Raw genomic sequence first — 22247 nt, 5'->3', positions numbered from 1 at the left:
CTACACTTCGCCCTGATGCCCACCCCCGAAGAAACCGCTTTTTTGACACCCTCCAACGCGCTGACGCTGGCCTTCGCCGCCGCGCTGCTGCTGGGCCTGCTGGTCAAGTTCTGGCTGGCCTCGCGCCAGATCCGCCACGTGGCCCGGCACCGCGACACCGTGCCCGCGCCGTTCGCCGGCACCATCACCATGGCGGCCCACCAGAAAGCCGCGGACTACACCATCGCCAAGGCGCGCTTCGGCCTGATCGAGCTGGCCCTGGGCGCGGCCGTGCTGCTGGGCTGGACCCTGCTCGGCGGCCTGAACGCGCTGAACCAGGCGCTGCTGGGCTGGCTCGGCGGCGGCATGTGGCAACAACTGGCGCTGCTGCTGGCCTTCGTGGTCATCGGCGGGCTGATCGACCTGCCGGTGACGCTCTACCAGACCTTCGTCATCGAAGAGCGCTTCGGCTTCAACAAGATGACCTTCAAGCTGTGGCTGGCCGACGCGCTGAAGTCGAGCCTGGTCGGCGCGCTCATCGGCCTGCCGATCGCGGCGCTGATCCTTTGGCTCATGGGCGCGGCCGGCCGGTTGTGGTGGCTGTGGGCCTGGTGCACCTGGATGGGCTTCAACCTGTTGCTGCTGATGATCTACCCGACCTTCATCGCGCCGCTGTTCAACAAGTTCAAGCCCCTCGAGGACGAAACCCTGAAGGCCCGCGTGACCGCGCTGATGCAGCGCTGCGGCTTCGCGGCCAAGGGCCTGTTCGTGATGGACGGCAGCAAGCGCAGCGCCCACGCGAACGCCTATTTCACCGGTTTCGGCGCGGCCAAGCGCGTGGTGTTCTACGACACGCTGCTGGCCAAGCTCTCGCCAGGCGAGGTCGACGCGGTGCTGGCCCACGAACTCGGCCACTTCAAGCACAAGCACATCCTCCAGCGCATCGCAACCATGTTCGCGCTGAGCCTGGTCGGCTTCGCCCTGCTGGGCTGGCTGTCGGGACAGGCCTGGTTCTACACCGGCCTGGGCGTCATGCCGGCGGTGGATGGCAGCCCGAACGACGCGTTGGCGCTGTTGCTGTTCCTGATGGCCGTGCCGCTGTTCAGCTTTTTCGTCTCGCCGCTGTCGGCCCGCCTGTCGCGCAAACACGAGTTCCAGGCCGACGCCTATGCCGTGGCCCAGACCAGCGGCGCCGACCTGTCGGCCGCGCTGCTCAAGCTGTACGAGGACAACGCCTCCACCCTCACGCCCGACCCGGTGTTCGTGAAGTTCTACTACTCGCACCCGCCCGCCTCGGAACGGCTGGCGCGCATGACCCAGGGCGTATCCCAGACAGCAACTCGAGGCATTGCGGCATGAGCAGCGTTTTGAAGAAAAAAGACTGGTCCACGCAGAAGCGGCGGGCGTTGAAAGCTACGGAAATCGTAGCAAGCCTGGCCAAGATCGAAGGCTGGAAGCTGCACGGCGACGGGGCCGACCTGGCCATCGAGAAGAGCTACAGCTTCGCCAACTATTACGAGACGATTTCCTTCGTCAACGCCGTGGCCTTCATCGCCAACGCGCAGGACCACCATCCCGAGCTTGCCGTGTTCTACAACCGCTGCGTGGTGCGTTTCAACACGCATGACGTGGCCGGCGTTTCATCCACCGATTTCGAGTGCGCGGCGCTCGTGGACGGCCTGCTTGTCTAGGGTCGTGGCTTGAGCGCCCGCCCTGCCCTCGCGCCGGGCCTGGTGGTCGCCACCCATGGCCGCCACTGCATCGTCGAGTCCCCGGACGGCACGCGCCGCATCTGCCACCCGCGCGGCAAGAAAAGCACGGCCGTGGTCGGCGACCACGTGTTGTGGCTGGCGGCGGCGCAAGGCCAGGGTCAGGGCCAGGGCGACGACGGCACGATCGAGAAGCTCGAGCCGCGGCGCAACCTGTTCTACCGGCAGGACGAGATCCGCACCAAGTCGTTCGCGGCTAACCTGGACCAAGTGCTGATCCTGATCGCGGCCGAACCCGAGTTCTCCGAAACGCAGCTCTCGCGCGCCCTCATCGCCGCCGAGGCCGAGCGCATCCCGCCGATCATCGCGCTGAACAAGAGCGACCTGGGCGAGCCCTTCACGCGCGCCTGGGGCTGGCTCGCGCCCTACCGCGCCATGGGCTACGACATGCTGCCGCTGTCGCTCAAGACCGGCGGCGAGAGCTCAGGCGAGCTCGCCCAACGGCTCAAGGGCAAGACCACGCTGGTGCTCGGCCCCTCCGGCGCGGGCAAGAGCACGCTGATCAACCAGCTCATCCCCGGCGCGCTGGTGGCCACGGGCGAGTTGTCGCAGGCATTGAACACGGGCAAACACACGACCACCAGCACCACGCTGTACTGGGTCGACAAGGAAGCCGGCACGGCGATGATCGATTCGCCGGGCTTCCAGGAATTCGGCCTGCACCATGTCGACGCGCGCCACCTGGCCGATTTCATGCCCGACATCAAGCGCCATATCGCGGGCTGCAAGTTCTACAACTGCACGCATCTGCACGAACCGGGCTGCGGCGTGATCGCGGCGGTGAAGCCGGGCGACGAGGCAGACAGCATCAGCCCGCGGCGCTACAAGATCTACGGCGATCTTTTCGCCGAACTGAGCCAGGGCCCGCGGTACTAACGAAGGATTTCGGACAGCGCCTGCAGCAAGGCGTCGCACTGCTGCGGCGTGCCGATGCTGATACGCAGGTATTGCGCGATGCGCGGCTGGCGGAAATGCCGCACCAGCACGCCGCGCTCACGCAGCCTGGCGGCCAGGCCGGCCGCATCGTGCGACGGGTGCCGCGCGAACACGAAGTTGGCCTGCGACGGCAACACCTCGAAACCCAGGTCTTCCAGCTGCAGCGACAGGCCTTCGCGGCTGTGCATCACCGCCGCGCGCTTCTCGTCGAAGTAGGCGCGGTCTTCATAGGCTGCGGTAGCACCGGCCTGGGCCAGGCGATCGAGCGGATAGGAGTTGAAGCTGTTCTTCACGCGCTCCAGGGCGTCGATCAAAGGCGATTGCCCGAAGGCCACGCCAACGCGCAGACCCGCGAGGGCGCGCGATTTCGACAGCGTGTGGACCACCAGCAGGTTCGGATACTGCGCCACCAGGCCGACCGCGTTTTCACCGCCGAAGTCCACATAGGCCTCGTCGACCAGCACGACGCGGCCCGGGTGCATCTGCAGCAGCCGCTCGATGCTTGCCAGCGGCAGGCCGATGCCGGTGGGCGCGTTCGGGTTGGCGATCACCACGCCGGCGACCTCGACACCCGCCGGCGCCACCAGCGCCTCGACGTCGACGCGCAAGCCATCGGCCAGCGGCACGACTTCCATCGGAATGCCGTAGAGCCCGCAATACACCTGGTAGAAGCTGTAAGTCACGTCAGGCAGCAGCAAGGGCGCACCGCGCTGCTGGAAGAACGCGAAGAAGGCGTGGGCCAGCACCTCATCGGAGCCGTTGCCGACGAACACCTGGTCTGCCGCCAGGCCATGGTGCGCCGCCACCGCCTGCCGCAGCAGCGTGGAGTCGGGATCGGGGTAGAGCTGCAGACCCTGCTGCACCGCGGCCTGGATGGCGGCGGCCACGCGTGGCGAAGGCGGGTACGGGTTCTCGTTGGTGTTGAGCTTGACCAGGTTGGCCAGCCTGGGCTGCTCACCCGGCACATAAGGCACGAGCCCGTGCACACGCGGGCTCCAGAAGGGGGATGGACTCAGCACCGCAGGCTCAACCCAGCAGCCGCGCGAGCGTGAGCAGCGCCAGCAGGCCCATCCACATCACCACGGTGCGCCACACCAGGCCGACCACGCTGCGCAGGTGGCCGAGTTCCGGGTCGCGGCCCGGCGTGGATTCGGTGTCCTGCTGCACCACATCGGCCTCGAAGGTGTGGGAGGTGGAAGCGCTGAACACCGTCTTCAAGGCCTCGCCACCCAGCCGCACGTTGAGCGCGCCCGAGGTGGCGGCGAGGATCACGCCGTCGTTGTCGTTGGGGAACCGCTGGGCGTAGTTGCGCCAGCTGTCGATCGCGTCCTCGAAACTGCCCATGACCGCGAAGCCCAGCGCGGTGATGCGCGCGGGCAGCCAGTCGATCACCGTCCAGGCCCCGGCAGCGACGCCGCGCAGCGCGGCGCTCGCGGGTTGCTGGTCCACGGTGTTCTTGTACTGCCAGTAACGCGAGGTGAATTCGGCGAGCCGGTAGAACACGGCCCCGGCCGGCCCGAGACCGAAGGCCGCCAACACCGAATACCAGCACAACACGCCGAACACGTGGCGGTGCGCGGCGAGCACTGAATACTCGATCACATGGCGCACGATTTCGCTGCGTGGCAGCTCGGTGGCGTCGACGCGCTGCCAGTCGGCCAGCAACTGGCGTGCGAGCACTTCGTCGCCCGCATCGAGCGCATCGCGGATGTCGGTGAAGTGATGGCTGAACTGGCGAAAGCCCAGCGTCACGTACAACACGGCCACGTTCCACAGCACCGCCACCGGCCAGCCCAGCGACCACACCAGCAGCCAATGCACGCCGAGCACGATCAGGGTCGGCACGAGCACGGCCAGCGACCATGCCAGCCAGCCGTGGACAGGCTTGCCCGCATCGAAATTGCTGCTCGTGCCGCGCACCCAGGTGCGCAGCAGGCTGTGGATCGGATTGTCACGTGAGAGCGGGCGCACCTGCTCGATCAGCAACGCAAACATGATCGCGAAAAAACTCATGAGGGCGATGATAACGACACGGCCGCGCCGGCGCGTTCAGGCCGCCAGGAAGCGGTAGAAATTGCGCAGCATGGCCGCCGTCGCGCCCCAGATAAAACGTTCGCCATGGGCGTCGGCATAGGTCATGGAAAACCATTCGCGCCGCTCCGGGCCGGCTTCGCTGGTCCACTCAAAGACATGGCGGTGGTGGTTGGCCGGGTTCATCAGGAACGCCAGCGGCACCTCGAACACATCGGCCACCTCGCTCGGGTTGGCCCTGAGCTGGAAGCCGGGCCGCACCAGCGCCACCACGGGCGTCACGGTGAAGGCCGTGCCCGTGGTGTAGAGGGGCATGCGGCCGATCACCTCGATGAAGCCGGCGTCGAGATCGACCTCCTCCTTGGCTTCGCGCAGGGCGGTGGCGGCCACGTCGGCATCGCCCTCGTCGACCTTGCCGCCGGGAAACGCCACCTGGCCGGAGTGCGTGTTCATGTGCGCTGCGCGTTCGGTGAGCAGCACCGTGAGCTCGTCGCGCGCCGGGCCGCGCATCACCAGGGCCATCAACACCGCGGCCCGCATCTCGGCGCGGTCGGAGAAGCGCTTCTCGAAGATCACCTCGGGTTGCCACGCCGGCGGCGCATGGAAGCGGTGCAGCAGCGCCTCGGGTGTCAGCAGTTGCGGACCGATGGCCGGCAGATGCGCATCGGTGCCGAGCGAGGGCACACGCCGCGGGTCGAAATGGGGCAGCTTCGACAGCGGTGTGAAGGCCGGGATGCGCGGGGGCGCGGATGGGGTGGTGGGGTCGGACACGTGAGTCTTGGAACGTCTCGGGACAATGGATACGCTGGAATGCAAAAGACCGCCAGAGCTTGCGCTGTGGCGGTCTTTCTGGCCGGAGCCGTCAGCCTAAGTTGTGACTTAAGCGGCGGTAGCAGCAGCCACCTTGACGCGGTTCGGCAGCTTTTCCTTGATGCGTGCCGACTTGCCGCTGCGGTCACGCAGGTAGTACAGCTTGGCACGGCGCACGTCGCCGCGGCGCTTGACTTCGATGCCGGCGATCAGCGGGCTGTAGGTCTGGAACGTACGCTCCACGCCTTCGCCGCTGGAGATCTTGCGCACGATGAACGCGCTGTTCAGGCCGCGATTGCGCTTGGCGATGACAACGCCTTCATAGGCCTGGACGCGCTTGCGCGAGCCTTCGACGACATTGACGCTGACCACCACGGTGTCGCCAGGAGCGAATGCGGGAATGGTCTTGCCGAGACGAGCAATTTCTTCTTGCTCAAGAGTTTGGATCAGGTTCATGGTTTACCTCTAGGGATCATGTCCGCGCCAGTACCGGGATGGTACAAGGCTCGAATGCTGCAGTCCGTCGAAGGAACTGGGAGGCACCGAGCGGCCGGCAGAGGATCGAAAAGCCTTTGATTATAGCAGTTTGCCGCGCCCCGGCCCAGCGGTACCGGCTTCGGAAGCCTTGACGGCCTTCAAGGCGGCTTCGTCGCGCTTGTCGAGGCGGCCCGCAGCGCGCGCGGCGTCGATGAGTTCGGGCCGGCGCTGCGCGGTGATCTGCAGCCTCTGGTCGCGCCGCCAGCGCTCGATGTGGCCATGGTGCCCGGACAACAGCACCTCTGGCACCGGCGCCCCAGCCCAGACCTCGGGCCGCGTGTAGTGCGGGCAATCGAGCAGCCCGTCGAGCGCCGGATTGAAGCTGTCGAATTGGTGGCTGCCTTCGTCGTTGAGCACACCGGGCTGCAGCCGCGCCACCGCATCGAGCAAGGCCATGGCCGCGATTTCGCCGCCGGACAACACGAAGTCGCCCAGGCTGATCTGGTGGGTCACATGCGCATCGATGAAGCGCTGGTCCACGCCTTCGTAACGGCCGCAGAGCAGTACCGCGCCGGCGCTGGCCGACCAGGCTTCGACCGCCGCGTGGTTCAGCGCCGGGCCGAGCGGCGAGAACAACACCACCGGCGCGGGGCTGGCTTCGGCGCGGTCGCTCCGGATCTGCGCCAGGCACAGGCCGAGCGGTTCGGCCATCATCACCATGCCAGGGCCGCCACCGAACGGCCGATCGTCGATGCGGCGGTAATTGCCTTCGGCGAAATCGCGCGGGTTCCACAAATTGACCTGCACCAGCCCGGTGGCATAGGCGCGGCGCGTCACGCCGCTGCCGAGGAAGGGCTCGAAGAGTTCGGGGAAGAGCGTGATGACGTCGAAGCGCATGCCGGCGACGCGTTCAGTAGTCAGGCTGCCAGTCGACCGTGATGCGCTTGGCGGGCAAATCCACACCGTCGACGAAAGCCGCGACGAAGGGAATCATGCGTTCGATGGGTTTCATGGCGCCTTCGGCGTCCAGCGCCTGGTCGCCGATGACCAGCACGGTCTGCGGACCGGTAGACAACAATTCCTTGACCTGGCCCAGCGCCACACCTTCGCGGTTGACCACGGTAAGGCCGATCAGGTCAACCCAGTAATACTCGTCGGTTGCGGCGGTCGGGAAACTCTCGCGGGCGATGAAGATGCGCGCACCACGCAGTGCCTCCGCGGCATCCCGGCCTACGACCTCGTTGGCCGTGGCGACGATGGTGCCGGAATGGTCCTTGGCCTCGCGTACCCGCATGAGCAGCGTGCCGGTGAAGGTTTTGGCGCCGCGTTCGGCCGGCAGCAAATACCAGCGCTTGGATGAAAAAAGCGCCTCGGGATCGGCGCTGTAGGGAATGACCTTGAACCAACCCTTGATGCCCCAGGCGTCCGCAATGCGGCCGACTTCAATGGCATCTGCCGGCAGTTCGGCCGCATCCAGAAGAGGCGTCATAACAACAGAGGGACCGGCCGCGCCATTCACCTGGATGCCCAGGTGGAGCGCCGCCCTGCCCCTGGACTGCCAATTAAGCGGCGACTGCGGCTGCAGGTGCAGCCGCCTTCTTGGCGTGCTGCTGAATCAGGCGTTCCACGGTGGGAGAAGCCTGGGCACCGACACCGCGCCAGTACGTCAGACGGTCCTGGGCAATGCGGATGCTTTCTTCGCTGGCTGTGGCGATCGGGTTGTAGAAACCGATGCGCTCGATGAAACGGCCGTCACGACGGGTACGCTTGTCGGCCACGACGATGTTGAAGAACGGGCGTGCTTTTGCACCGCCACGGGCGAGTCGAATGACGACCATGATTTATCCTTTGGGGTGGCTGAAAAATCAACCGAAAATACCGGTCTTGCAAACCGGATTTCACTTCGACATTATTTCGACGTTGAGACACGCGACTGACCACCTGACCAGCGACACGCCGAAAAGCTCTCTATTATAGCTTTAACCCGCCCCTCAACGAAATCCATGTCCATTGCTCCCCTCGTTCGCCCCAGCCGGGACGAAGACCTCACAACCATCACCGCCATCTACGCCCACCACGTGCTGCACGCCACGGGCACTTTCGAAACCGAAGCCCCGACCGAGACCGACATGCGCGCCCGCCGCGCCGACGTGCTGGGCAAAGGCCTGCCCTACCTGGTCGTCGAAGTGGACGGCCAGGTCGCAGGTTTTGCCTATTGCAACTGGTTCAAGCCGCGCCCGGCCTACCGTTTCTCGGCCGAAGACTCGATTTATCTCGCCGCCGACCAGGCCGGCAAGGGCCTGGGCAAACTGCTGCTGACCGCGCTCGCGGCGGAGGCCGAACGCATCGGCGTGCGCAAACTCATCGCCGTGATCGGCGACTCGGCCAACGCCGGCTCGGTGGGCGTGCACCGCGCACTCGGCTTCAACCATGTCGGCGTACTCAAGTCCAGCGGCTGGAAGTTCGGCAAGTGGCTCGACGTGGTCCTGATGGAAAAAGCCCTCGGCGCAGGCGACACTACGGCGCCCGAATAAGAGACTCTCCATGAAAAACAAAACCCTGGCGGCCTGGCTGTCGTTCGTCGGCGGCCCGCTGGGGCTGCAGCGCTTCTACCTGCACGGCATTGGCGACATCTGGGGCTGGCTCAGCCCCATCCCCACCGCGCTGGGCCTGTACGGCATCGAACGCGTGCAGCAGCGCGGCCTGGACGACCACTGGAGTTGGTTGCTGATCCCGTTGCTCGGCCTGGTCATCGCCAGCGGCGCCCTCACCGCCATCTTCTACGGATTGATGACGCCAGAGAAATGGAACGCCCGCTTCAACCCGGGCGCAACGCTCGACGCGACCAGCGGCCAGACGAATTGGCTCACCGTGGGCGCGTTGGCCTGCGCCTTGCTAGTAGGCACAGGGACCCTGATGGCCAGCCTGGCGTACAGCTTCCAGCATTACTTCGAATACCAGATCGAAGAGGCGGCGAAGATCAGCCAGTAGAGGCCTGACTCCAAAAGATGCAAAGCGATACGCAAACAATCGATATTTCACTGGATTTTTGTGTAAAGCTGGTAGGATTGTTTCGGGTTTCCCCTGATGGCAATTGGAAAAAACATGATCCTAGTAACCGGCGGCGCAGGCTTCATCGGCGCAAACTTCGTCCTCGACTGGCTGGCATGTGGTGCCGAGCCGGTGGTCAACCTGGACAAGCTCACCTACGCAGGCAACCTGCAGACGCTGGCCAGCCTGCAGGGTGACGCCCGGCACCACTTCGTGCAGGGCGACATCGCCGACAGCGCCCTGGTGGCCCGGCTGCTGGCCGAACACCGCCCGCGCGCGGTCGTCAACTTCGCCGCCGAATCCCATGTGGACCGTTCGATCCACGGCCCGGAAGACTTCGTGCAGACCAACGTGCTGGGCAGCTTCCGACTGCTGGAGGCCGTGCGCGGCTACTGGAGCGGCCTGCCCGCCGACGAGAAGGCCGCCTTCCGCTTCCTGCACGTCTCCACCGACGAGGTCTACGGCAGCCTGTCGGCCACCGACCCGGCCTTCACCGAAGACAACAAATACGAGCCCAACAGCCCGTACTCGGCCAGCAAGGCCGCCAGCGACCACCTGGTGCGCGCCTGGCACCATACCTACGGGCTGCCGGTCTTGACCACCAACTGCTCCAACAACTACGGCCCGTACCACTTCCCCGAGAAACTCATCCCGCTGATGATCGTCAACGCCCTGGCCGGCAAAAACCTGCCCGTGTACGGCGACGGCATGCAGGTTCGCGACTGGCTGTACGTCAAGGACCACTGCAGCGCCATCCGCCGCGTGCTCGAAGCCGGCCGCCTGGGCGAGACCTACAACGTCGGCGGCTGGAACGAAAAACCCAACATCGAGATCGTCAAGACCGTCTGCGCGCTGCTCGACGAACTGCGCCCCAAGGCCGACGGCACGAGCTACAGCACGCAGATCACTTATGTGACCGACCGCCCCGGCCACGACCGGCGCTACGCCATCGACGCCCGGAAGCTCGAGGCCGAACTCGGCTGGAAGCCCGCCGAAACCTTCGACACCGGCATCCGCAAGACGGTGGCGTGGTACCTGGCCAACGGCGACTGGGTGCAGAACGTGCAAAGCGGCGCCTACCGCGCATGGGTCGAGCAGCAATACGCCAAGCCCGAAGCCGTCCAGGCCTCCGCATGAAGGTCCTCGCATGAAAATCCTGCTCTTCGGCCAAGGCGGCCAGGTCGGCTGGGAACTGCAGCGCAGCCTGGCACCGCTGGGTGAACTCGTCGCCCTCGACTTCGACAGCACGGACTACGCCGCCGACTTCAGTCGGCCTGAAGCGCTGGCCGAGACGGTCCTCGCCATCCGCCCCGACGTCATCGTCAATGCCGCGGCCCACACCGCCGTCGACAAGGCCGAAAGCGAGCCCGAGTTCGCGCGCAAGCTCAACGCCACCTCGCCCGGCGTCGTGGCCCAGGCCGCCGAAGAAATCGGTGCCTTGATGGTGCATTACTCCACCGACTACGTCTTCGACGGCAGCGGCAGCACCCCCTGGCGCGAAGACGCCGCCACCGGCCCCTTGAGCGTGTACGGCCGCACCAAGCTCGAAGGCGAGCAACTGGTCGCGGCCCACTGCAGCCGTCACCTGATCTTCCGCACCAGCTGGGTCTATGCCGCGCGCGGCGGCAACTTCGCCAAGACCATGCTGCGCCTGGCCAAGGAACGCGACCGCCTGACCGTCATCGACGACCAATTCGGTGCACCCACCGGCGCCGAACTGCTGGCCGACGTCACCGCGCACGCCATCCGCGCCGCCCAGGCCGACTCGGCCAAGTTCGGCCTGTACCACGCCGTCGCCGGCGGTGAAACCAGCTGGCACGGCTACGCCCAGTTCGTCATCGAGCAGGCGCGTGCGGCCGGCGTGGACATCAAGGTCGCCCCCGACGCCATCGCCCCCGTGCCCACCAGCGCCTTCCCCACGCCGGCCCAACGCCCGCAGAACTCGCGGCTGAACACCGACAAGCTGCAGGCCAGCTTCGGCCTGGTGCTGCCGCCCTGGCAGACCGGCGTGGCCCGCATGCTGCGCGAAATCCTTTGAACCCAGAAGAAGACCAGACCATGACACCACGCAAAGGCATCATCCTCGCCGGCGGCTCGGGCACCCGGCTGCACCCGGCCACGCTGGCCATCAGCAAACAACTGCTGCCGGTCTACGACAAGCCGATGATCTACTACCCGCTCGCCACCCTGCTGTTGGCCGGCATCCGCGAGATCCTGATCATCAGCACGCCGCAGGACACGCCGCGCTTCGAGCAACTGCTGGGCGACGGCCGCCAGTGGGGCATCCGCCTGGAGTACGCCGTGCAGCCCAGCCCGGACGGCCTGGCCCAGGCCTTCGTCATCGGCGAGCAGTTCCTGGCCGGTGCCCCCAGCGCCCTGGTGCTGGGCGACAACATCTATCACGGCCACGACTTCCAGGACCTGCTGGCCAGCGCCCATGCCCGCACGGCCGGCGCCAGCGTCTTCGCCTACCACGTGCACGACCCTGAACGCTACGGCGTGGCCGAGTTCAACACCGAGGGCAAGGTGCTCTCCCTCGAAGAAAAACCCACGGCGCCGAAGTCCAACTACGCCGTCACCGGCCTGTACTTCTACGACGGCCAGGTCGTCGAACTGGCCAAGAGCCTGAAGCCCTCGCCGCGCGGCGAACTCGAGATCACCGACCTGAACCGCCTCTACCTCGAGCAAGGCCAGCTCAACGTCGAGATCATGGGCCGCGGCTACGCCTGGCTGGACACCGGCACGCACGAGAGCCTGCTCGAAGCCGGCCAGTTCATCGCCACGCTGGAGCACCGCCAGGGCCTGAAGGTGGCTTGCCCCGAGGAGATCGCTTACCGCCAGGGCTGGATCGACGCCGCCCAGCTGGAAAAGCTGGCCAAGCCGCTCGCCAAGAACGGCTACGGCCAATACCTGCAACGGATTCTGAAAGAGAAGGTGTACTGATGCAGGCGACCCGACTGGCCATCCCCGACGTGATCCTGATCGAGCCCAAGGTGTTCGGTGATGCGCGCGGTTTCTTCTACGAGAGTTTCAACGGCAAGGCCTTCGACGAAGCCGTGGGCCACCACGTGGAGTTCGTCCAGGACAACCACAGTCGCAGCAGCAAAGGCGTCCTCAGAGGCCTGCATTACCAACTGCCGCCGCATGCGCAGGGCAAACTCGTGCGCTGCACGCGTGGTGCGGTGTTCGACGTGGCGGTGGACATCCGGAAGTCGTCGCCGACATTCGGGCAGTGGGTGGGTGAGGAGCTGAGTGAAGAGAACCACAAGCAGCTGTGGATTCCGCCGGGCTTCGCGCATGGGTTCCTGGTGCTGAGCGAGACGGCGGATTTCTTGTACAAGACGACCAACTATTACGCGGCGAGCCATGAGCGGTCGATTGCCTGGAATGACGCAACCGTCGGTATCACTTGGCCGCTGAGCCGGCTGGATGGCGCACCCAGCCTGTCGGCCAAGGATGTGCAAGGTGCCGCGTTCGAGGCGGCCGACAAGTTCGATTGAGCCTGCCCCGACCACGCGCCCCAGGCCCGGGCGCGGCCGGTCAGAACAGCTGCAGGCTGACCCAGTAGGCGATCGCCGCCACAAACGCCGACGCGGGGATCGTCAGAATCCAGGCCCAGACGATATTCCCCGCCACTCCCCAGCGCACCGCGCTGGCCCGCTGCACCGAGCCAACCCCGACGATGGCGCCGGTGATGGTGTGGGTGGTAGAGACTGGAATGCCCAGCAACGTGGCCATGAACAGGGTCAACGCCCCACCGGTTTCCGCACAGAACCCCCCGACAGGCTTGAGCTTGGTGATCTTCTGCCCCATGGTGCGCACGATGCGCCAGCCGCCGAACATGGTGCCGCCGGCGATGGCGGTATAGCAACTCACGATGGTCCACGTCGGCGGCGCGGCGTCGGAGGCCGACGCATAACCGGTGGCGATCAACAGCATCCAGATGATGCCGATGGTCTTCTGCGCATCGTTGCCGCCGTGGCCCAGGCTGTAGGCACCGGCCGAAGCGAGCTGCAGCCTGCGGAACCAGCGGTCCACGCGCGAAGGCGTGGAGCGGCGGAAGACCCAAGCCACGAGCACCATCATCAACGAGCCAAGCAAGAAACCCAGCAACGGCGAGACGAAGATGAAAAGCACCGTGCGCCAGATGCCCGAGGCCACCAGTGCACCCGTGCCGGCCTTGGCGATGACGGCGCCGACGATGCCGCCGATCAACGCATGCGAGGAACTGCTCGGAATGCCGTAATACCAGGTGATGAGGTTCCAGGTGATCGCCCCGATGAGCGCACCGAACACCACATGCACGTTGATCACATTCGGATCGGCAATGCCCTTGCCTACCGTCGCTGCCACGCTGAGATGAAAGACGAACAAGGCCAGCAGATTGAAAAATGCCGCGAAGACCACGGCCTGGCCCGGCTTGAGCACCCCGGTCGACACCACGGTCGCAATCGAATTGGCGGCGTCGTGGAAGCCGTTCATGAAATCGAAAACCAGCGCCAGCAGAACCAGCAACACCACCACCCACACTGCCACCTGCACGGTTGCCATACGTCAAGCCCCGCGCGAGATCAGGAGTTCTCGAGGACGATGCCCTCGATCACATTGGCCACATCCTCGCACTTGTCGGTGATGGTTTCCAGCAGCTCGTAGATGGCCTTGAGCTTGATCAGCTCGCGCACATCGGGCTGTTCGCGGAACAGCCGGCTCATGGCCGAACGCATCACGCGGTCGGCGTCGGACTCGAGCTTGTCGATCTCTTCACAGGTTTTGAGTGCGGCCTCGGCCGTCGCCGGATCGGCAATGCGGTCGAGCAGCTTCACCGCGTCCTTCAGGCGCTCGCAGCACTTTACGCTGAGCTCGGTCAGGCGGCGCATCTCGTCCGTCATGTTGCGCACGTCGTACAGCGCCATGGTTTCCGCGGAGTCCTGGATCAGATCCGCCACATCGTCCATGGTGTTGATCAGCGAATGGATCTGCTCGCGATCGATCGGCGTGATGAAGGTCTTGTGGATCGCGCGATTGACCTCCTGCGTGATGCGATCGGCGGCGCCTTCGGCTTCGTCCACCTCACGGTTGTACTTCTCACGCAGATCCGGATCGCTGTAGTTCGCCACCAGCTTGGCAAACGCGTGCGCGGCCTCCACGATCCGCTCGGCGTGCTGGTTGAACATTTCGAAAAAATTGCCTTCGCGCGGCAACAACTTGCCAAACAGCATGGCGGACTCCTGAGGAAGGGGATTGCGTCAGAAATATGACGCCTGAATGAAAACTGCGCGAAGTTTAACCGCGCGCCGAAACGCAACCGCGAGCCGGGCCGGCGCGCTGAGCGGCAGATCCGAACCCGTCCGCGGGATGACTGCGGCGGAAAAACCACAGACATCGAGTGCACCGCCACATCAGACTAATCTATCTAAACGCCGGATCCGACGCGCAGTCTCTGTGTCGTCACGAAGGTAAATTAAGCTCCATCCAGCCGCGTGCATAGCGGCAGGGTAGCTTTCTCTTACGATAATTTCGCCCCAAATCTGGGCCAGGGCGGCGTGTGACGCCATACTCCACCGCTCGGAAAAACACTGGAAATGCTGCACTGCAATATGATGTGCGACATCGCGCCAGCCAGAATTGCCAGCGCCCTCCTCTCCGCAAGAGCCACGCCTCCATTGGCACGATTCTTGATGCAAATAGGTCACCGAAACAGCTTATGCAGCGAAATTCATCAGCCTGGACGCAACCGCCCGAACCCCAGCCTTCTACCGACTTAAGGATCCCGAATTCGATGGAAAGCCCCCCACTGCTTAGCGAAGACGCGTCGGCTGTCAACTCCGGCAGCGGTGCGCTGGGCCGCGACAACATTCTGAGCATCATCGAATCGGCGATCGACCCGGGGATGCTGGTGCTTTCGCTCTGGGGCGTGGCCATGTATTTCGAGAAGACCGTCCCACCGGCCTACCTCATCCTGTCGGTGATCGTGTTCGCGATGACCTTTCCGGGCACGACGCAGCTGCAGTCGTCCTTTCGCAAACTCGTCGGCCAGACCATCATCAACTGGATCGTGATCGCCGCGCTGCTGCTGGCCACTGGCATCGTGACCCGCTACATCCGCGAGTTCTCACAAAGCGCCATCGTGGCCTGGCTGTGGGTGGCACCGCTGGCGCAGATCGTCGCGCACCGGCTGCTACGCCTGTCCGCGCCCGTGCTCGTCGCCCTGCAAGGGCCGCCGCGGCGCGCCATCATCGTCGGCATGAACAACCAGGGCATCGCCCTGGCGCGCCGCATCCGCGAAACACCGTTCTCCCGCATCGAACTGGCCGGCTTCTTCGATGACCGCGAGCTGCACCGCCTGAACGCGCCATCGGGCTTCCCGCTGATCGACAAGCTCCATGCCCTGCCGCAATACGCCAAGGAAAACAACATCCAGCAGATCTACCTGTCGCTGCCCATGGCCTCGCAGCCGCGCATCCTGCAGGTGCTGGACGACCTGAAGGACACGACGGCATCGATCTACTTCGTGCCGGACATGTTCGTCACCGACCTGATCCAGGGGCGCAGCGGTGCCGTGTGTGGCATGCCGGTGATCGCCGTGTGCGAAACGCCGTTCCGCGGGACCAACGGCGCGGCCAAGCGGCTCAGTGACATCGTGCTGTCGTCACTGATTCTGTTGCTGGTTTCACCCGTGCTGCTGGCGGTGGCGATCGCCATCAAGCTCAGTTCGCCGGGCCCGGTCATCTTCAAACAACGCCGCTACGGCCTCGATGGCAAGGAGATCCTCGTCTACAAGTTCCGTTCCATGACGGTCACCGAAGACGGCAAGAGCACCTACACCCAGGTCACGCGCAACGACGCGCGTGTCACGCGTGTCGGCGCTTTCATCCGCAAGACCTCGCTCGATGAATTGCCGCAGTTCATCAACGTGCTCGAAGGCAAGATGAGCATCGTGGGCCCCCGCCCGCACGCCATTGCGGTGAACGAGCAATACCGCAAACTCATCTCGGGCTACATGATTCGCCACAAGGTGAAGCCCGGCATCACCGGCTGGGCCCAGGTCAACGGTTACCGCGGTGGCGACGACCTGGTGCACATGCGCCATCGGATCGAGTTCGACCTCGACTATTTGCGCAACTGGACGTTGCGGCTGGACCTCTACATCATTTTCCGAACGATCCGGGTGGTGTTCAATGACACCAAGGCGTTTTGATCGCGTTGCTGTTGCTACAGAGGAACGCTCGTGTCCGCGCTTTGCTGGCCGCGGCTTACTGTTCGATTCGCATCGAGGGCAAGTTCTTGAAGGGGCGATGGACCTCGCTTCTGCTAGCGTGTGCGCCTTTGGCAGCTGCGGTCTGCAGTGGGCCGGCCTCGGCAGATGCCCTGGACACCTTCAATCTGAGTGCCGGCTACTCGACACAGACCGACAGCAATCTGTTTCGCTTGTCCCCATCGTCAGCAGTTCCAAGCTCTGGCACGAAGTCAGAACGCATCGACACAACGACGCTCGGAGCTTCGATCGACAAGTCCTATTCGCTGCAAAACATCCGAATCAACGCGACAGCGCTCGACTACAAGTACCGAACCAACGACTATCTCAGCTTCACCACGCTCAATTACGACGCGGCGTGGCGGTGGGCCGTAACACCTCGGATTCGCGGAAATATCGTTTCGGAAAAGCGCACCTCACTCAACAACTTTTCCGATTTCCGGAACGTGAGTGCGCGCAATCTCAGAACGGTGAGCTCGAGCCGAATCGATGCGGAGGGCGAGCTAGCGGCGGCGTGGCGCGTCTTTGGCGGCTTTCAACGGTCGCGCAATACCAACGACCTGCCCGTCGTACAAGAAGGCGACGATCAAGTCACAAGCACTTATGTGGGCTTGCGTTATGTTTTTCCATCGGACAATTTTTTGAGCTACCGGCTGCGCGAAGGGACTGGCGACTATTTCAACCGTATCCCAACTCCCGGCTCGCTTCTTCCGACCAGTCTAAAAGAAGAAGAGCAGGAGGTGCGCATGTTCTGGAAGATCACGGGAAAGACCACTGTAGTAGCCCGACTGGCGCACATCGCCCGCACCCATGCGGATCTGCCCATAAGGGACTACTCTGGGCCGATCGGAGATGTGAGCTTGAGTTGGGCTGCGACGGGCAAGATCAACCTGGTGGCCGCCCTTGGGCGGGATCTGAGTACTTACCAGACGAACACAAGCAGCTTCGTGAGCGCCAACCGGTTCAGCCTAGCTCCGACTTGGCGGATGAGCGACCACACGAGCTTGAGGGCTGCCTATCAGTATGCGCAATTGAACTACCAAGGACCTTTGCCAAGTGCAACACCAGTCCTAGAGCGCAAGGACACAGAGCGCACAGTACAGTTGAGCGTCAACTGGCGTCCGCGAGATGCCTTGGCGCTCGGTCTGTCGTTACAGAACACCCGGCGTGGCTCCAGTTCGCCAGGTTTTGACTACAAATTCAATACGGCGACCCTGACGGCCCTGGTCACCTTTTAATTTCACGTTTTTGAATTGATCCGAATAGAACTATGAGCTGCAATCGTCTGACAAGATATATTTCCGCCTTGCTAATAGGCTTCCTGTTCTGGGGCCAAGCGGCAGTGGCCCAGGCCGTACAGGATTACCGCTTGGGGGCAGGCGACAACATCCGGGTCCAGGTTTTTCAGAATCCAGACCTCACCGTCGAAGCCCGTGTCTCAGAAAACGGCAGCATTACCTATCCCCTCATCGGATCTGTGGAAGTGGGGAGCCTCACGATCAGCGCTGCCGAGAAGAAAATCGCGGATGCGCTGCGAACTGGCGGCTTCCTGCAAAAGCCCCAGGTCAACATCGTGCTGACCCAAATCCGGGGAAGCCAAGTGTCCGTGCTGGGCCAAGTAAATCGACCTGGCCGTTTTGCGCTGGAAACCAACACGCGGGTGACAGATGCCCTGGCGATGGCCGGTGGTGCCACAGTGACCGGCGACGACATCGTCATCCTAACGGGGACACGCGCAGGCAGGCCGTTTCGCAAGGTGATTGACGTGCCAGCATTATTTCTCGACGGCCGATCCGAAGAAGATATCGCCGTAAGCGCCGGGGACACGCTCTACGTGCACCGGGCGCCGGTGTTCTATATCTATGGCGAAGCGCAGCGTAACGGCCCCTACCGAATCGAGCGCGGTATGACCGTCATGCAAGGCTTAGCCACCGGCGGCGGTCCCACGACCAGGGGAACCGAGTCGCGTTTGCGCCTGTACCGCAAAGACGCCTCAGGGCTGGTCCAGCAGATCACGCCTGCGTTGACGGATCCGCTGATGCCGAACGACGTCATCTTTGTACGTGAAAGCCTGTTTTGAAATGTTGAAGATGACCAACTTTAATAAACGAATGCCCCGCCGAAACCTTTGTCCCTCGGTGGACGACGCCACACCCAGAGGAGGGCAACAGGCATGAATTTCGCCCAACTACTCGAAGTGTTTCTGGGCAGGTGGAAAATCATTGTTCTGGCCTTTTTGCTGTTTGCGGTCGGTGCCACTGCGGTTACCCTACTGTTGCCCAAAAAGTACACCGCTACCGCCTCGATCCTGGTGGACGCCAAAGGCGGTGACGCGCTTGGTGCAGGTGACCGCGCGCAAAGCCCGAACCAAGTGGTCATGACCACCCAGGCGGATCTGATCGGCTCGGAACGGGTGGCGCGCAGGGCGGTCACTATCCTCAAATGGGATGCCGATCCGGAATGGCGCCGGTCCTGGCAGGATGACGGCCAGAGCAAGGGCGAACTGGCAAATTACATCGCGCGTAGCTTGCTGCCTTTTATTGTCGCAAAGCCAAGCCGAGACTCCAACGTGATGGACATCTCCTACACCGGACGCGACCCGGCAGAAGCGGCCAAGGTGGTCAATGCCTTTGCTCAGGCCACCATCGAAACGAATCTCGAGCTCAAGGTGGAGCCTGCCAAGCTCTTCACAGGGTGGTTCGACGAACGCACTAAGAGTCTGCGGAAGAACCTCGAAGCCGCTCAGGAACGCCTGACGGCGTACCAGCGCGAAAAGGGGCTTGTCACGGCCGGCGAGGGCCGCATCGACATCGAAAATGCGAAATTGGCTCAGCTTGCGGCACAACTAGTTCAGATCCAGGAAAGCCGGGCTGAAAGCAATTCACGCCAGGCCCAGGCGCACGGCGACGCGCGCAACTCGCCCGACGTGATGAACAATGGCGCCATCACAACGCTGCGTGGCGCCCTGAACACAGCGGAAACCAATTTGACGCAACTGCGCACGCAGTATGGCGAGCAGCATCCTTCGGTGGCCAATGGCCGTGAACAAGTCCAATCTTTGCGAGCACAACTAGAGCGAGAGATGCAGGCCGTGGCCCGCTCGCTTTCGACTAACAACTCCGTAAATGAACAGCGTGAGGCAGCTGCGCGTGCCGCGATTGAGGCACAACGCGCCCGGGTGTTGTCGATGATGAACGAGACGACCGACGCAGTGGTCCTACAACGCGACGTTGAAAGCGCCCAACGGGCGCTGGAGACGGCGACCACGCGTCAATCCCAGACGCTGCTCGAGTCGCAGGTCCAGCAAACCAATGTGTTTTTTCTGACTTCCGCGGATGAGCCAACGACTCCTTCGCGGCCCCGCGTATTCATCAACATTGCATCAGGCGCTGCTTTCGGCCTGCTCGTCGGCTTAGCGCTTGCCCTTTGGCTGGAAGCACGCACCCCTTTGATCCGCAACGCAGATGATCTGATGGCTTTGGTGGAATTGCCGGTGCTTGCCTCGTTGCCCCGGATTCGCGGGCTGGAAAAGCCCCGAGCCGTGCCACGGCTTCCCAACCACGTTGCCCCGTCCTGAGCCCCACCAAGGAATGACCATGGACATGAAGCCACCCCATATTGCGCTCGAGCCGATGGGCGTACCCACGCCTCGCCGCAGCACCCGTTTCATCGGTGAAATTCTCGTGGAAGCGGGCTATCTCGACGCGGAAGCATCCGAACGTATCGCCCAAGCGCAACGCCAGAATGGCCTGAGCTTCGGCGATGCTGCCGTAAAACTCAAATTGCTTTCGCGGGCTGACATCGAGTTCGCTCTTGCGCAGCAATTCGAATATCCCTATTTGCACGCCACCAATGAATCGGTCTCCCCAAGCGTGGTGCTCGCGTTCCGACCCTCCGATCCATTCGCGGAACAAATGCGTTCGCTGCGCACTCAGCTTGTCATGCAACGCGCGGCAAACACTTCCGTGCCGTCGAGCTTCGCCATCCTAAGCGCCCAATCGGGTGAAGGCCGAAGCATGGTGGCGGCGAATCTGGCCGTAGCTTTTTCGCAGATGGGTGAACGCACGCTGCTGATCGACGCGGACATGCGCAGTGCAAGCCAGCACAAGCTTTTTAATCTGTCTTCGCGCAACGGCCTCAGCAACATGCTGCTGGGCCGGGCCGGGCCTGAATGCATTTCCAAGGTGCCGCACTTTTTCGATTTGTCGGTGCTGACTGCTGGCTCCGTACCACCAAACCCCCAGGAACTGCTGACACGCGCCCGTATGACAACCATCCTTGCCGAGGCGGCAAAAACATTCGATGTTGTGGTTTTGGACACTCCGCCTGCCGCCGAATTTGCCGACGCGCAGATCATCGCCTCACGCACCGGCGGTGGCGTGCTGGTAACTCGCGCGGCAAAGACCAACGCCAGAGTTTTGAACCGGGTTCTCACCGCATTCAAGGATTGCGGAACAAACCTTGTTGGAACGGTGTTGAACCTCGCGTAGTCCCTCCCATGCTGCCGTTTTCATTTGCCGCTAACAAGAAGCCCCGACCGGCCCCAACGGTTGAGACCGGGGTGTCCGCGCCGACAGCAAGCCGGCAGCTTGAGGAACCCAAGCTAGCTTACTACGCCATCTGGGTGGCCATCGCTTTGTCGGTTTTCGAAGGCCCCACCCGGTACTTGCTGGCGATGGTGCACCTAGATTCCGCTATTTTCATTCGCGACGCATTGCTGCTGTTAGCACCAGTCGTTTTTGTCGCGTCAAGAAACCGAAACAACCCAATGCCGGCATCGGTCGGTGTGTTCTTCATTCTGATGGCCGTCCATGCGTTCATCAGTCTGGTGAATATCCGAAGCGCCATTCCCGCCATCTACGGATTGAAGATGTTCATTCCAGTCCTATGCGGATTTTTGGCAGGATCGGCCATTTTCAACCCGACGCCCAAACTGGTTCGGGTGATTTTCGTCTTCTGGGTCGCCACGGTTGTCGCTGCGGCGCTTGACCAGTATGTACTTGATTACCCCTGGGTTGGCATCAACGTCGAGCTGGGCGGCGTGGACGTCTTCCTGGGCCGGGACTGGCAAAGCGGAACTGAGCGCGTGGGTGGACTAATGCGGTCCTCGATTAATCTTGCGGTCGGCATTCCACTTCTGACGTCAATGCTGCTTATCAGCGTCAAACAGAACTGGCTAAAGTTGCTCATCTCTACCGCTACGTTTTTCGTGCTCGTGTGGACCACGCAGAAAGGTGCGATCCTGGCATTTGTCGTCGCAATGGGGGCGCTGCTCATTTCGAGCAAGAACTTCACCACGCCTTTGAAGACTGCAGCCGTCGTAGCCATCGTCTTCATGATCTTTGCGCCGACCGTGTTGATCTTCGTCGATATGCCGCGGGACGCGGGTGTATTCAGTTTTCAATCCTTCATCGAGCGTATCGAGTCCATGTGGCCTGCAGCGTGGAAGTGGATCGGCCAATTCCCGCCGTTGCTCGGCGTTGGCCTAGGTGGCATCGGAGGCGGACAGAGATTTTTTGCGCCTGATGACCGAAATGCCGCCGACAACCTCTTCGTCTACCTCTACGGCAACTTTGGAATCATGTCTGTTGTGTATTTGTTCTTGATCGCCTCGCTAGCCATGAATGCCCGAAACGTAAGGGACAACAGGGATCTGATGGCCCTGGCCTCTCTGGTATTTCTTCTGATGTACGGCGTCGTCGTATCACTCATCGAAGATCAGCTGGCCGCCATGTGGCTTGGCGCCGCGATAGGCTGGCTCATACGCATGCGGTCTGCCGAAAGTAGTCCGTTTGCAAGACTTCGTATGAGGCGAGATTCACCGCGCCTCATCGCCCAAAAACAATAATCCGGCCGATTTTCTCCATGCCCACACTTTCCTTGAGTCGACGGCAGTTTGCATTGTCTTTTTTTTATACGTTTCGCAAATCTGACGCGAG

24 protein-coding genes are annotated in these 22247 nt (G+C 63.0%); 15 read left to right on the top strand and 9 right to left on the bottom strand.

The window, feature by feature from the left end:
* Nucleotides 1-15: 15 nt before the first annotated feature.
* The 3 genes from RD110_RS10230 to rsgA are packed head-to-tail and all read left to right on the top strand — an operon-like array spanning nucleotide 16 to nucleotide 2624.
* The gene (locus RD110_RS10230) at nucleotides 16-1338 is read left to right on the top strand and encodes a M48 family metallopeptidase (protein WP_157900119.1); all 1323 of its coding nucleotides are present in this window, start codon (nucleotides 16-18) and stop codon (nucleotides 1336-1338) included.
* Complete coding sequence (locus RD110_RS10225) at nucleotides 1335-1670, top strand: 4a-hydroxytetrahydrobiopterin dehydratase (protein ID WP_076199112.1); 336 nt, start codon at nucleotides 1335-1337, stop codon at nucleotides 1668-1670. Before RD110_RS10230 ends, RD110_RS10225 begins: the two co-directional genes overlap by 4 nt.
* Before the next feature lie 9 nt (nucleotides 1671-1679).
* Nucleotides 1680-2624 (top strand): ribosome small subunit-dependent GTPase A, encoded by a 945-nt coding sequence (gene rsgA / locus RD110_RS10220; RefSeq protein ID WP_076199110.1) that lies wholly within the window; start codon nucleotides 1680-1682, stop codon nucleotides 2622-2624.
* Here rsgA and hisC read toward each other — a convergent pair.
* From hisC to rpsP, 7 genes are all read right to left on the bottom strand, one after another.
* A complete protein-coding gene (hisC, locus tag RD110_RS10215; protein WP_157900118.1) occupies nucleotides 2621-3703 on the bottom strand; it encodes a histidinol-phosphate transaminase in 1083 nt (360 codons plus the stop codon). The genes rsgA and hisC overlap by 4 nt on opposite strands.
* Before the next feature lie 7 nt (nucleotides 3704-3710).
* Nucleotides 3711-4697 carry a CobD/CbiB family protein gene (locus tag RD110_RS10210; RefSeq protein WP_076199108.1) on the bottom strand — a complete coding sequence of 329 codons (987 nt, stop codon included), beginning with the start codon at nucleotides 4695-4697 and terminating at the stop codon, nucleotides 3711-3713.
* A 36-nt stretch (nucleotides 4698-4733) separates the two neighbouring features.
* A complete protein-coding gene (locus RD110_RS10205; protein WP_083686200.1) occupies nucleotides 4734-5486 on the bottom strand; it encodes a CoA pyrophosphatase in 753 nt (250 codons plus the stop codon).
* Nucleotides 5487-5594: 108 nt separating this feature from the next.
* Nucleotides 5595-5981, bottom strand: coding sequence for a 50S ribosomal protein L19 (rplS, locus tag RD110_RS10200; RefSeq protein ID WP_076199106.1), 387 nt, complete (start codon nucleotides 5979-5981; stop codon nucleotides 5595-5597).
* A 120-nt stretch (nucleotides 5982-6101) separates the two neighbouring features.
* On the bottom strand, nucleotides 6102-6899 hold the full coding sequence (trmD, locus tag RD110_RS10195; protein WP_076199104.1) for a tRNA (guanosine(37)-N1)-methyltransferase TrmD: 798 nt from the start codon (nucleotides 6897-6899) through the stop codon (nucleotides 6102-6104).
* A 13-nt stretch (nucleotides 6900-6912) separates the two neighbouring features.
* The gene (gene rimM / locus RD110_RS10190) at nucleotides 6913-7491 is read right to left on the bottom strand and encodes a ribosome maturation factor RimM (protein ID WP_076199102.1); all 579 of its coding nucleotides are present in this window, start codon (nucleotides 7489-7491) and stop codon (nucleotides 6913-6915) included.
* 73 nt (nucleotides 7492-7564) lie between these two features.
* Nucleotides 7565-7840 carry a 30S ribosomal protein S16 gene (rpsP, locus tag RD110_RS10185; protein WP_076199100.1) on the bottom strand — a complete coding sequence of 92 codons (276 nt, stop codon included), beginning with the start codon at nucleotides 7838-7840 and terminating at the stop codon, nucleotides 7565-7567.
* Between the two features lie 165 nt (nucleotides 7841-8005).
* On the opposite strand from rpsP, the gene RD110_RS10180 reads away from it, so the two are divergent.
* The 6 genes from RD110_RS10180 to rfbC all read left to right on the top strand — a co-directional run bounded on the left by RD110_RS10180 (nucleotide 8006) and on the right by rfbC (nucleotide 12553).
* A complete protein-coding gene (locus tag RD110_RS10180; protein WP_076199098.1) occupies nucleotides 8006-8536 on the top strand; it encodes a GNAT family N-acetyltransferase in 531 nt (176 codons plus the stop codon).
* A gap of 10 nt (nucleotides 8537-8546) precedes the next feature.
* Nucleotides 8547-8993 (top strand): TM2 domain-containing protein, encoded by a 447-nt coding sequence (locus RD110_RS10175; protein ID WP_076199096.1) that lies wholly within the window; start codon nucleotides 8547-8549, stop codon nucleotides 8991-8993.
* A 114-nt stretch (nucleotides 8994-9107) separates the two neighbouring features.
* Nucleotides 9108-10190, top strand: a complete 1083-nt coding sequence (gene rfbB, locus RD110_RS10170; RefSeq protein WP_076197017.1) for a dTDP-glucose 4,6-dehydratase — start codon at nucleotides 9108-9110, stop codon at nucleotides 10188-10190.
* Between the two features lie 10 nt (nucleotides 10191-10200).
* Nucleotides 10201-11091, top strand: a complete 891-nt coding sequence (rfbD, locus tag RD110_RS10165) for a dTDP-4-dehydrorhamnose reductase (protein WP_076197019.1) — start codon at nucleotides 10201-10203, stop codon at nucleotides 11089-11091.
* Between the two features lie 20 nt (nucleotides 11092-11111).
* Complete coding sequence (gene rfbA / locus RD110_RS10160; RefSeq protein WP_076199094.1) at nucleotides 11112-11996, top strand: glucose-1-phosphate thymidylyltransferase RfbA; 885 nt, start codon at nucleotides 11112-11114, stop codon at nucleotides 11994-11996.
* Nucleotides 11996-12553, top strand: coding sequence for a dTDP-4-dehydrorhamnose 3,5-epimerase (gene rfbC, locus RD110_RS10155; RefSeq protein WP_076199092.1), 558 nt, complete (start codon nucleotides 11996-11998; stop codon nucleotides 12551-12553). Before rfbA ends, rfbC begins: the two co-directional genes overlap by 1 nt.
* 40 nt (nucleotides 12554-12593) lie before the next feature.
* Here rfbC and RD110_RS10150 read toward each other — a convergent pair whose 3' ends face one another.
* Together RD110_RS10150 and RD110_RS10145 are read right to left on the bottom strand one after the other, a co-directional pair.
* Nucleotides 12594-13604 carry an inorganic phosphate transporter gene (locus RD110_RS10150; protein ID WP_076199091.1) on the bottom strand — a complete coding sequence of 337 codons (1011 nt, stop codon included), beginning with the start codon at nucleotides 13602-13604 and terminating at the stop codon, nucleotides 12594-12596.
* A gap of 20 nt (nucleotides 13605-13624) precedes the next feature.
* Entirely contained in the window at nucleotides 13625-14272 is a 648-nt protein-coding gene (locus tag RD110_RS10145; protein ID WP_076199089.1) for a DUF47 domain-containing protein, read from the bottom strand.
* A gap of 560 nt (nucleotides 14273-14832) precedes the next feature.
* Between RD110_RS10145 and RD110_RS10140 the strand changes: the two genes are divergently transcribed.
* The 6 genes from RD110_RS10140 to RD110_RS10115 all read left to right on the top strand — a co-directional run bounded on the left by RD110_RS10140 (nucleotide 14833) and on the right by RD110_RS10115 (nucleotide 22156).
* Nucleotides 14833-16251 (top strand): undecaprenyl-phosphate glucose phosphotransferase, encoded by a 1419-nt coding sequence (locus RD110_RS10140; RefSeq protein WP_239467212.1) that lies wholly within the window; start codon nucleotides 14833-14835, stop codon nucleotides 16249-16251.
* On the top strand, nucleotides 16248-17546 hold the full coding sequence (gene epsL / locus RD110_RS10135) for an XrtB/PEP-CTERM-associated polysaccharide biosynthesis outer membrane protein EpsL (RefSeq protein WP_076199087.1): 1299 nt from the start codon (nucleotides 16248-16250) through the stop codon (nucleotides 17544-17546). The genes RD110_RS10140 and epsL overlap by 4 nt, the downstream gene beginning before the upstream one ends.
* A 32-nt stretch (nucleotides 17547-17578) precedes the next feature.
* Entirely contained in the window at nucleotides 17579-18388 is an 810-nt protein-coding gene (epsE, locus tag RD110_RS10130) for a polysaccharide export protein EpsE (RefSeq protein ID WP_083686199.1), read from the top strand.
* A 93-nt stretch (nucleotides 18389-18481) separates the two neighbouring features.
* The gene (locus tag RD110_RS10125; protein ID WP_076199085.1) at nucleotides 18482-19885 is read left to right on the top strand and encodes a Wzz/FepE/Etk N-terminal domain-containing protein; all 1404 of its coding nucleotides are present in this window, start codon (nucleotides 18482-18484) and stop codon (nucleotides 19883-19885) included.
* 19 nt (nucleotides 19886-19904) lie between these two features.
* Nucleotides 19905-20798, top strand: a complete 894-nt coding sequence (locus tag RD110_RS10120; protein WP_157900117.1) for a polysaccharide biosynthesis tyrosine autokinase — start codon at nucleotides 19905-19907, stop codon at nucleotides 20796-20798.
* An 8-nt stretch (nucleotides 20799-20806) separates the two neighbouring features.
* Nucleotides 20807-22156 carry a hypothetical protein gene (locus RD110_RS10115; RefSeq protein ID WP_076199083.1) on the top strand — a complete coding sequence of 450 codons (1350 nt, stop codon included), beginning with the start codon at nucleotides 20807-20809 and terminating at the stop codon, nucleotides 22154-22156.
* Nucleotides 22157-22247 lie beyond the last annotated feature (91 nt).

This window comes from Rhodoferax koreense (genome assembly GCF_001955695.1).
Classification (GTDB): domain Bacteria; phylum Pseudomonadota; class Gammaproteobacteria; order Burkholderiales; family Burkholderiaceae_C; genus Rhodoferax_B; species Rhodoferax_B koreensis.
Note: the sequence above shows the minus strand (reverse complement) of the source record. Positions and strands in the feature narration are given on the sequence as shown.

Excerpts from the sequence above, each read along its gene's own strand:
- RD110_RS10150 (WP_076199091.1), bottom strand. The coding sequence starts at position 13,604 with ATGGCAACCGTGCAGGTGGCAGTGTGGGTGGTGGTGTTGCTGGTTCTG.
- RD110_RS10210 (WP_076199108.1), bottom strand. The coding sequence starts at position 4,697 with ATGAGTTTTTTCGCGATCATGTTTGCGTTGCTGATCGAGCAGGTGCGC.
- RD110_RS10115 (WP_076199083.1), top strand. The coding sequence starts at position 20,807 with ATGCTGCCGTTTTCATTTGCCGCTAACAAGAAGCCCCGACCGGCCCCA.
- trmD (WP_076199104.1), bottom strand. The coding sequence starts at position 6,899 with ATGCGCTTCGACGTCATCACGCTCTTCCCCGAACTCTTCGAGCCCTTC.
- rpsP (WP_076199100.1), bottom strand. The coding sequence starts at position 7,840 with ATGGTCGTCATTCGACTCGCCCGTGGCGGTGCAAAAGCACGCCCGTTC.
- RD110_RS10175 (WP_076199096.1), top strand. The coding sequence starts at position 8,547 with ATGAAAAACAAAACCCTGGCGGCCTGGCTGTCGTTCGTCGGCGGCCCG.
- RD110_RS10145 (WP_076199089.1), bottom strand. The coding sequence starts at position 14,272 with ATGCTGTTTGGCAAGTTGTTGCCGCGCGAAGGCAATTTTTTCGAAATG.
- rfbC (WP_076199092.1), top strand. The coding sequence starts at position 11,996 with ATGCAGGCGACCCGACTGGCCATCCCCGACGTGATCCTGATCGAGCCC.
- RD110_RS10120 (WP_157900117.1), top strand. The coding sequence starts at position 19,905 with ATGGACATGAAGCCACCCCATATTGCGCTCGAGCCGATGGGCGTACCC.
- rimM (WP_076199102.1), bottom strand. The coding sequence starts at position 7,491 with ATGACGCCTCTTCTGGATGCGGCCGAACTGCCGGCAGATGCCATTGAA.
- rfbA (WP_076199094.1), top strand. The coding sequence starts at position 11,112 with ATGACACCACGCAAAGGCATCATCCTCGCCGGCGGCTCGGGCACCCGG.
- rfbB (WP_076197017.1), top strand. The coding sequence starts at position 9,108 with ATGATCCTAGTAACCGGCGGCGCAGGCTTCATCGGCGCAAACTTCGTC.
- RD110_RS10225 (WP_076199112.1), top strand. The coding sequence starts at position 1,335 with ATGAGCAGCGTTTTGAAGAAAAAAGACTGGTCCACGCAGAAGCGGCGG.
- rplS (WP_076199106.1), bottom strand. The coding sequence starts at position 5,981 with ATGAACCTGATCCAAACTCTTGAGCAAGAAGAAATTGCTCGTCTCGGC.
- rfbD (WP_076197019.1), top strand. The coding sequence starts at position 10,201 with ATGAAAATCCTGCTCTTCGGCCAAGGCGGCCAGGTCGGCTGGGAACTG.
- epsE (WP_083686199.1), top strand. The coding sequence starts at position 17,579 with ATGAGCTGCAATCGTCTGACAAGATATATTTCCGCCTTGCTAATAGGC.
- RD110_RS10140 (WP_239467212.1), top strand. The coding sequence starts at position 14,833 with ATGGAAAGCCCCCCACTGCTTAGCGAAGACGCGTCGGCTGTCAACTCC.
- RD110_RS10125 (WP_076199085.1), top strand. The coding sequence starts at position 18,482 with ATGAATTTCGCCCAACTACTCGAAGTGTTTCTGGGCAGGTGGAAAATC.
- RD110_RS10230 (WP_157900119.1), top strand. The coding sequence starts at position 16 with ATGCCCACCCCCGAAGAAACCGCTTTTTTGACACCCTCCAACGCGCTG.
- RD110_RS10180 (WP_076199098.1), top strand. The coding sequence starts at position 8,006 with ATGTCCATTGCTCCCCTCGTTCGCCCCAGCCGGGACGAAGACCTCACA.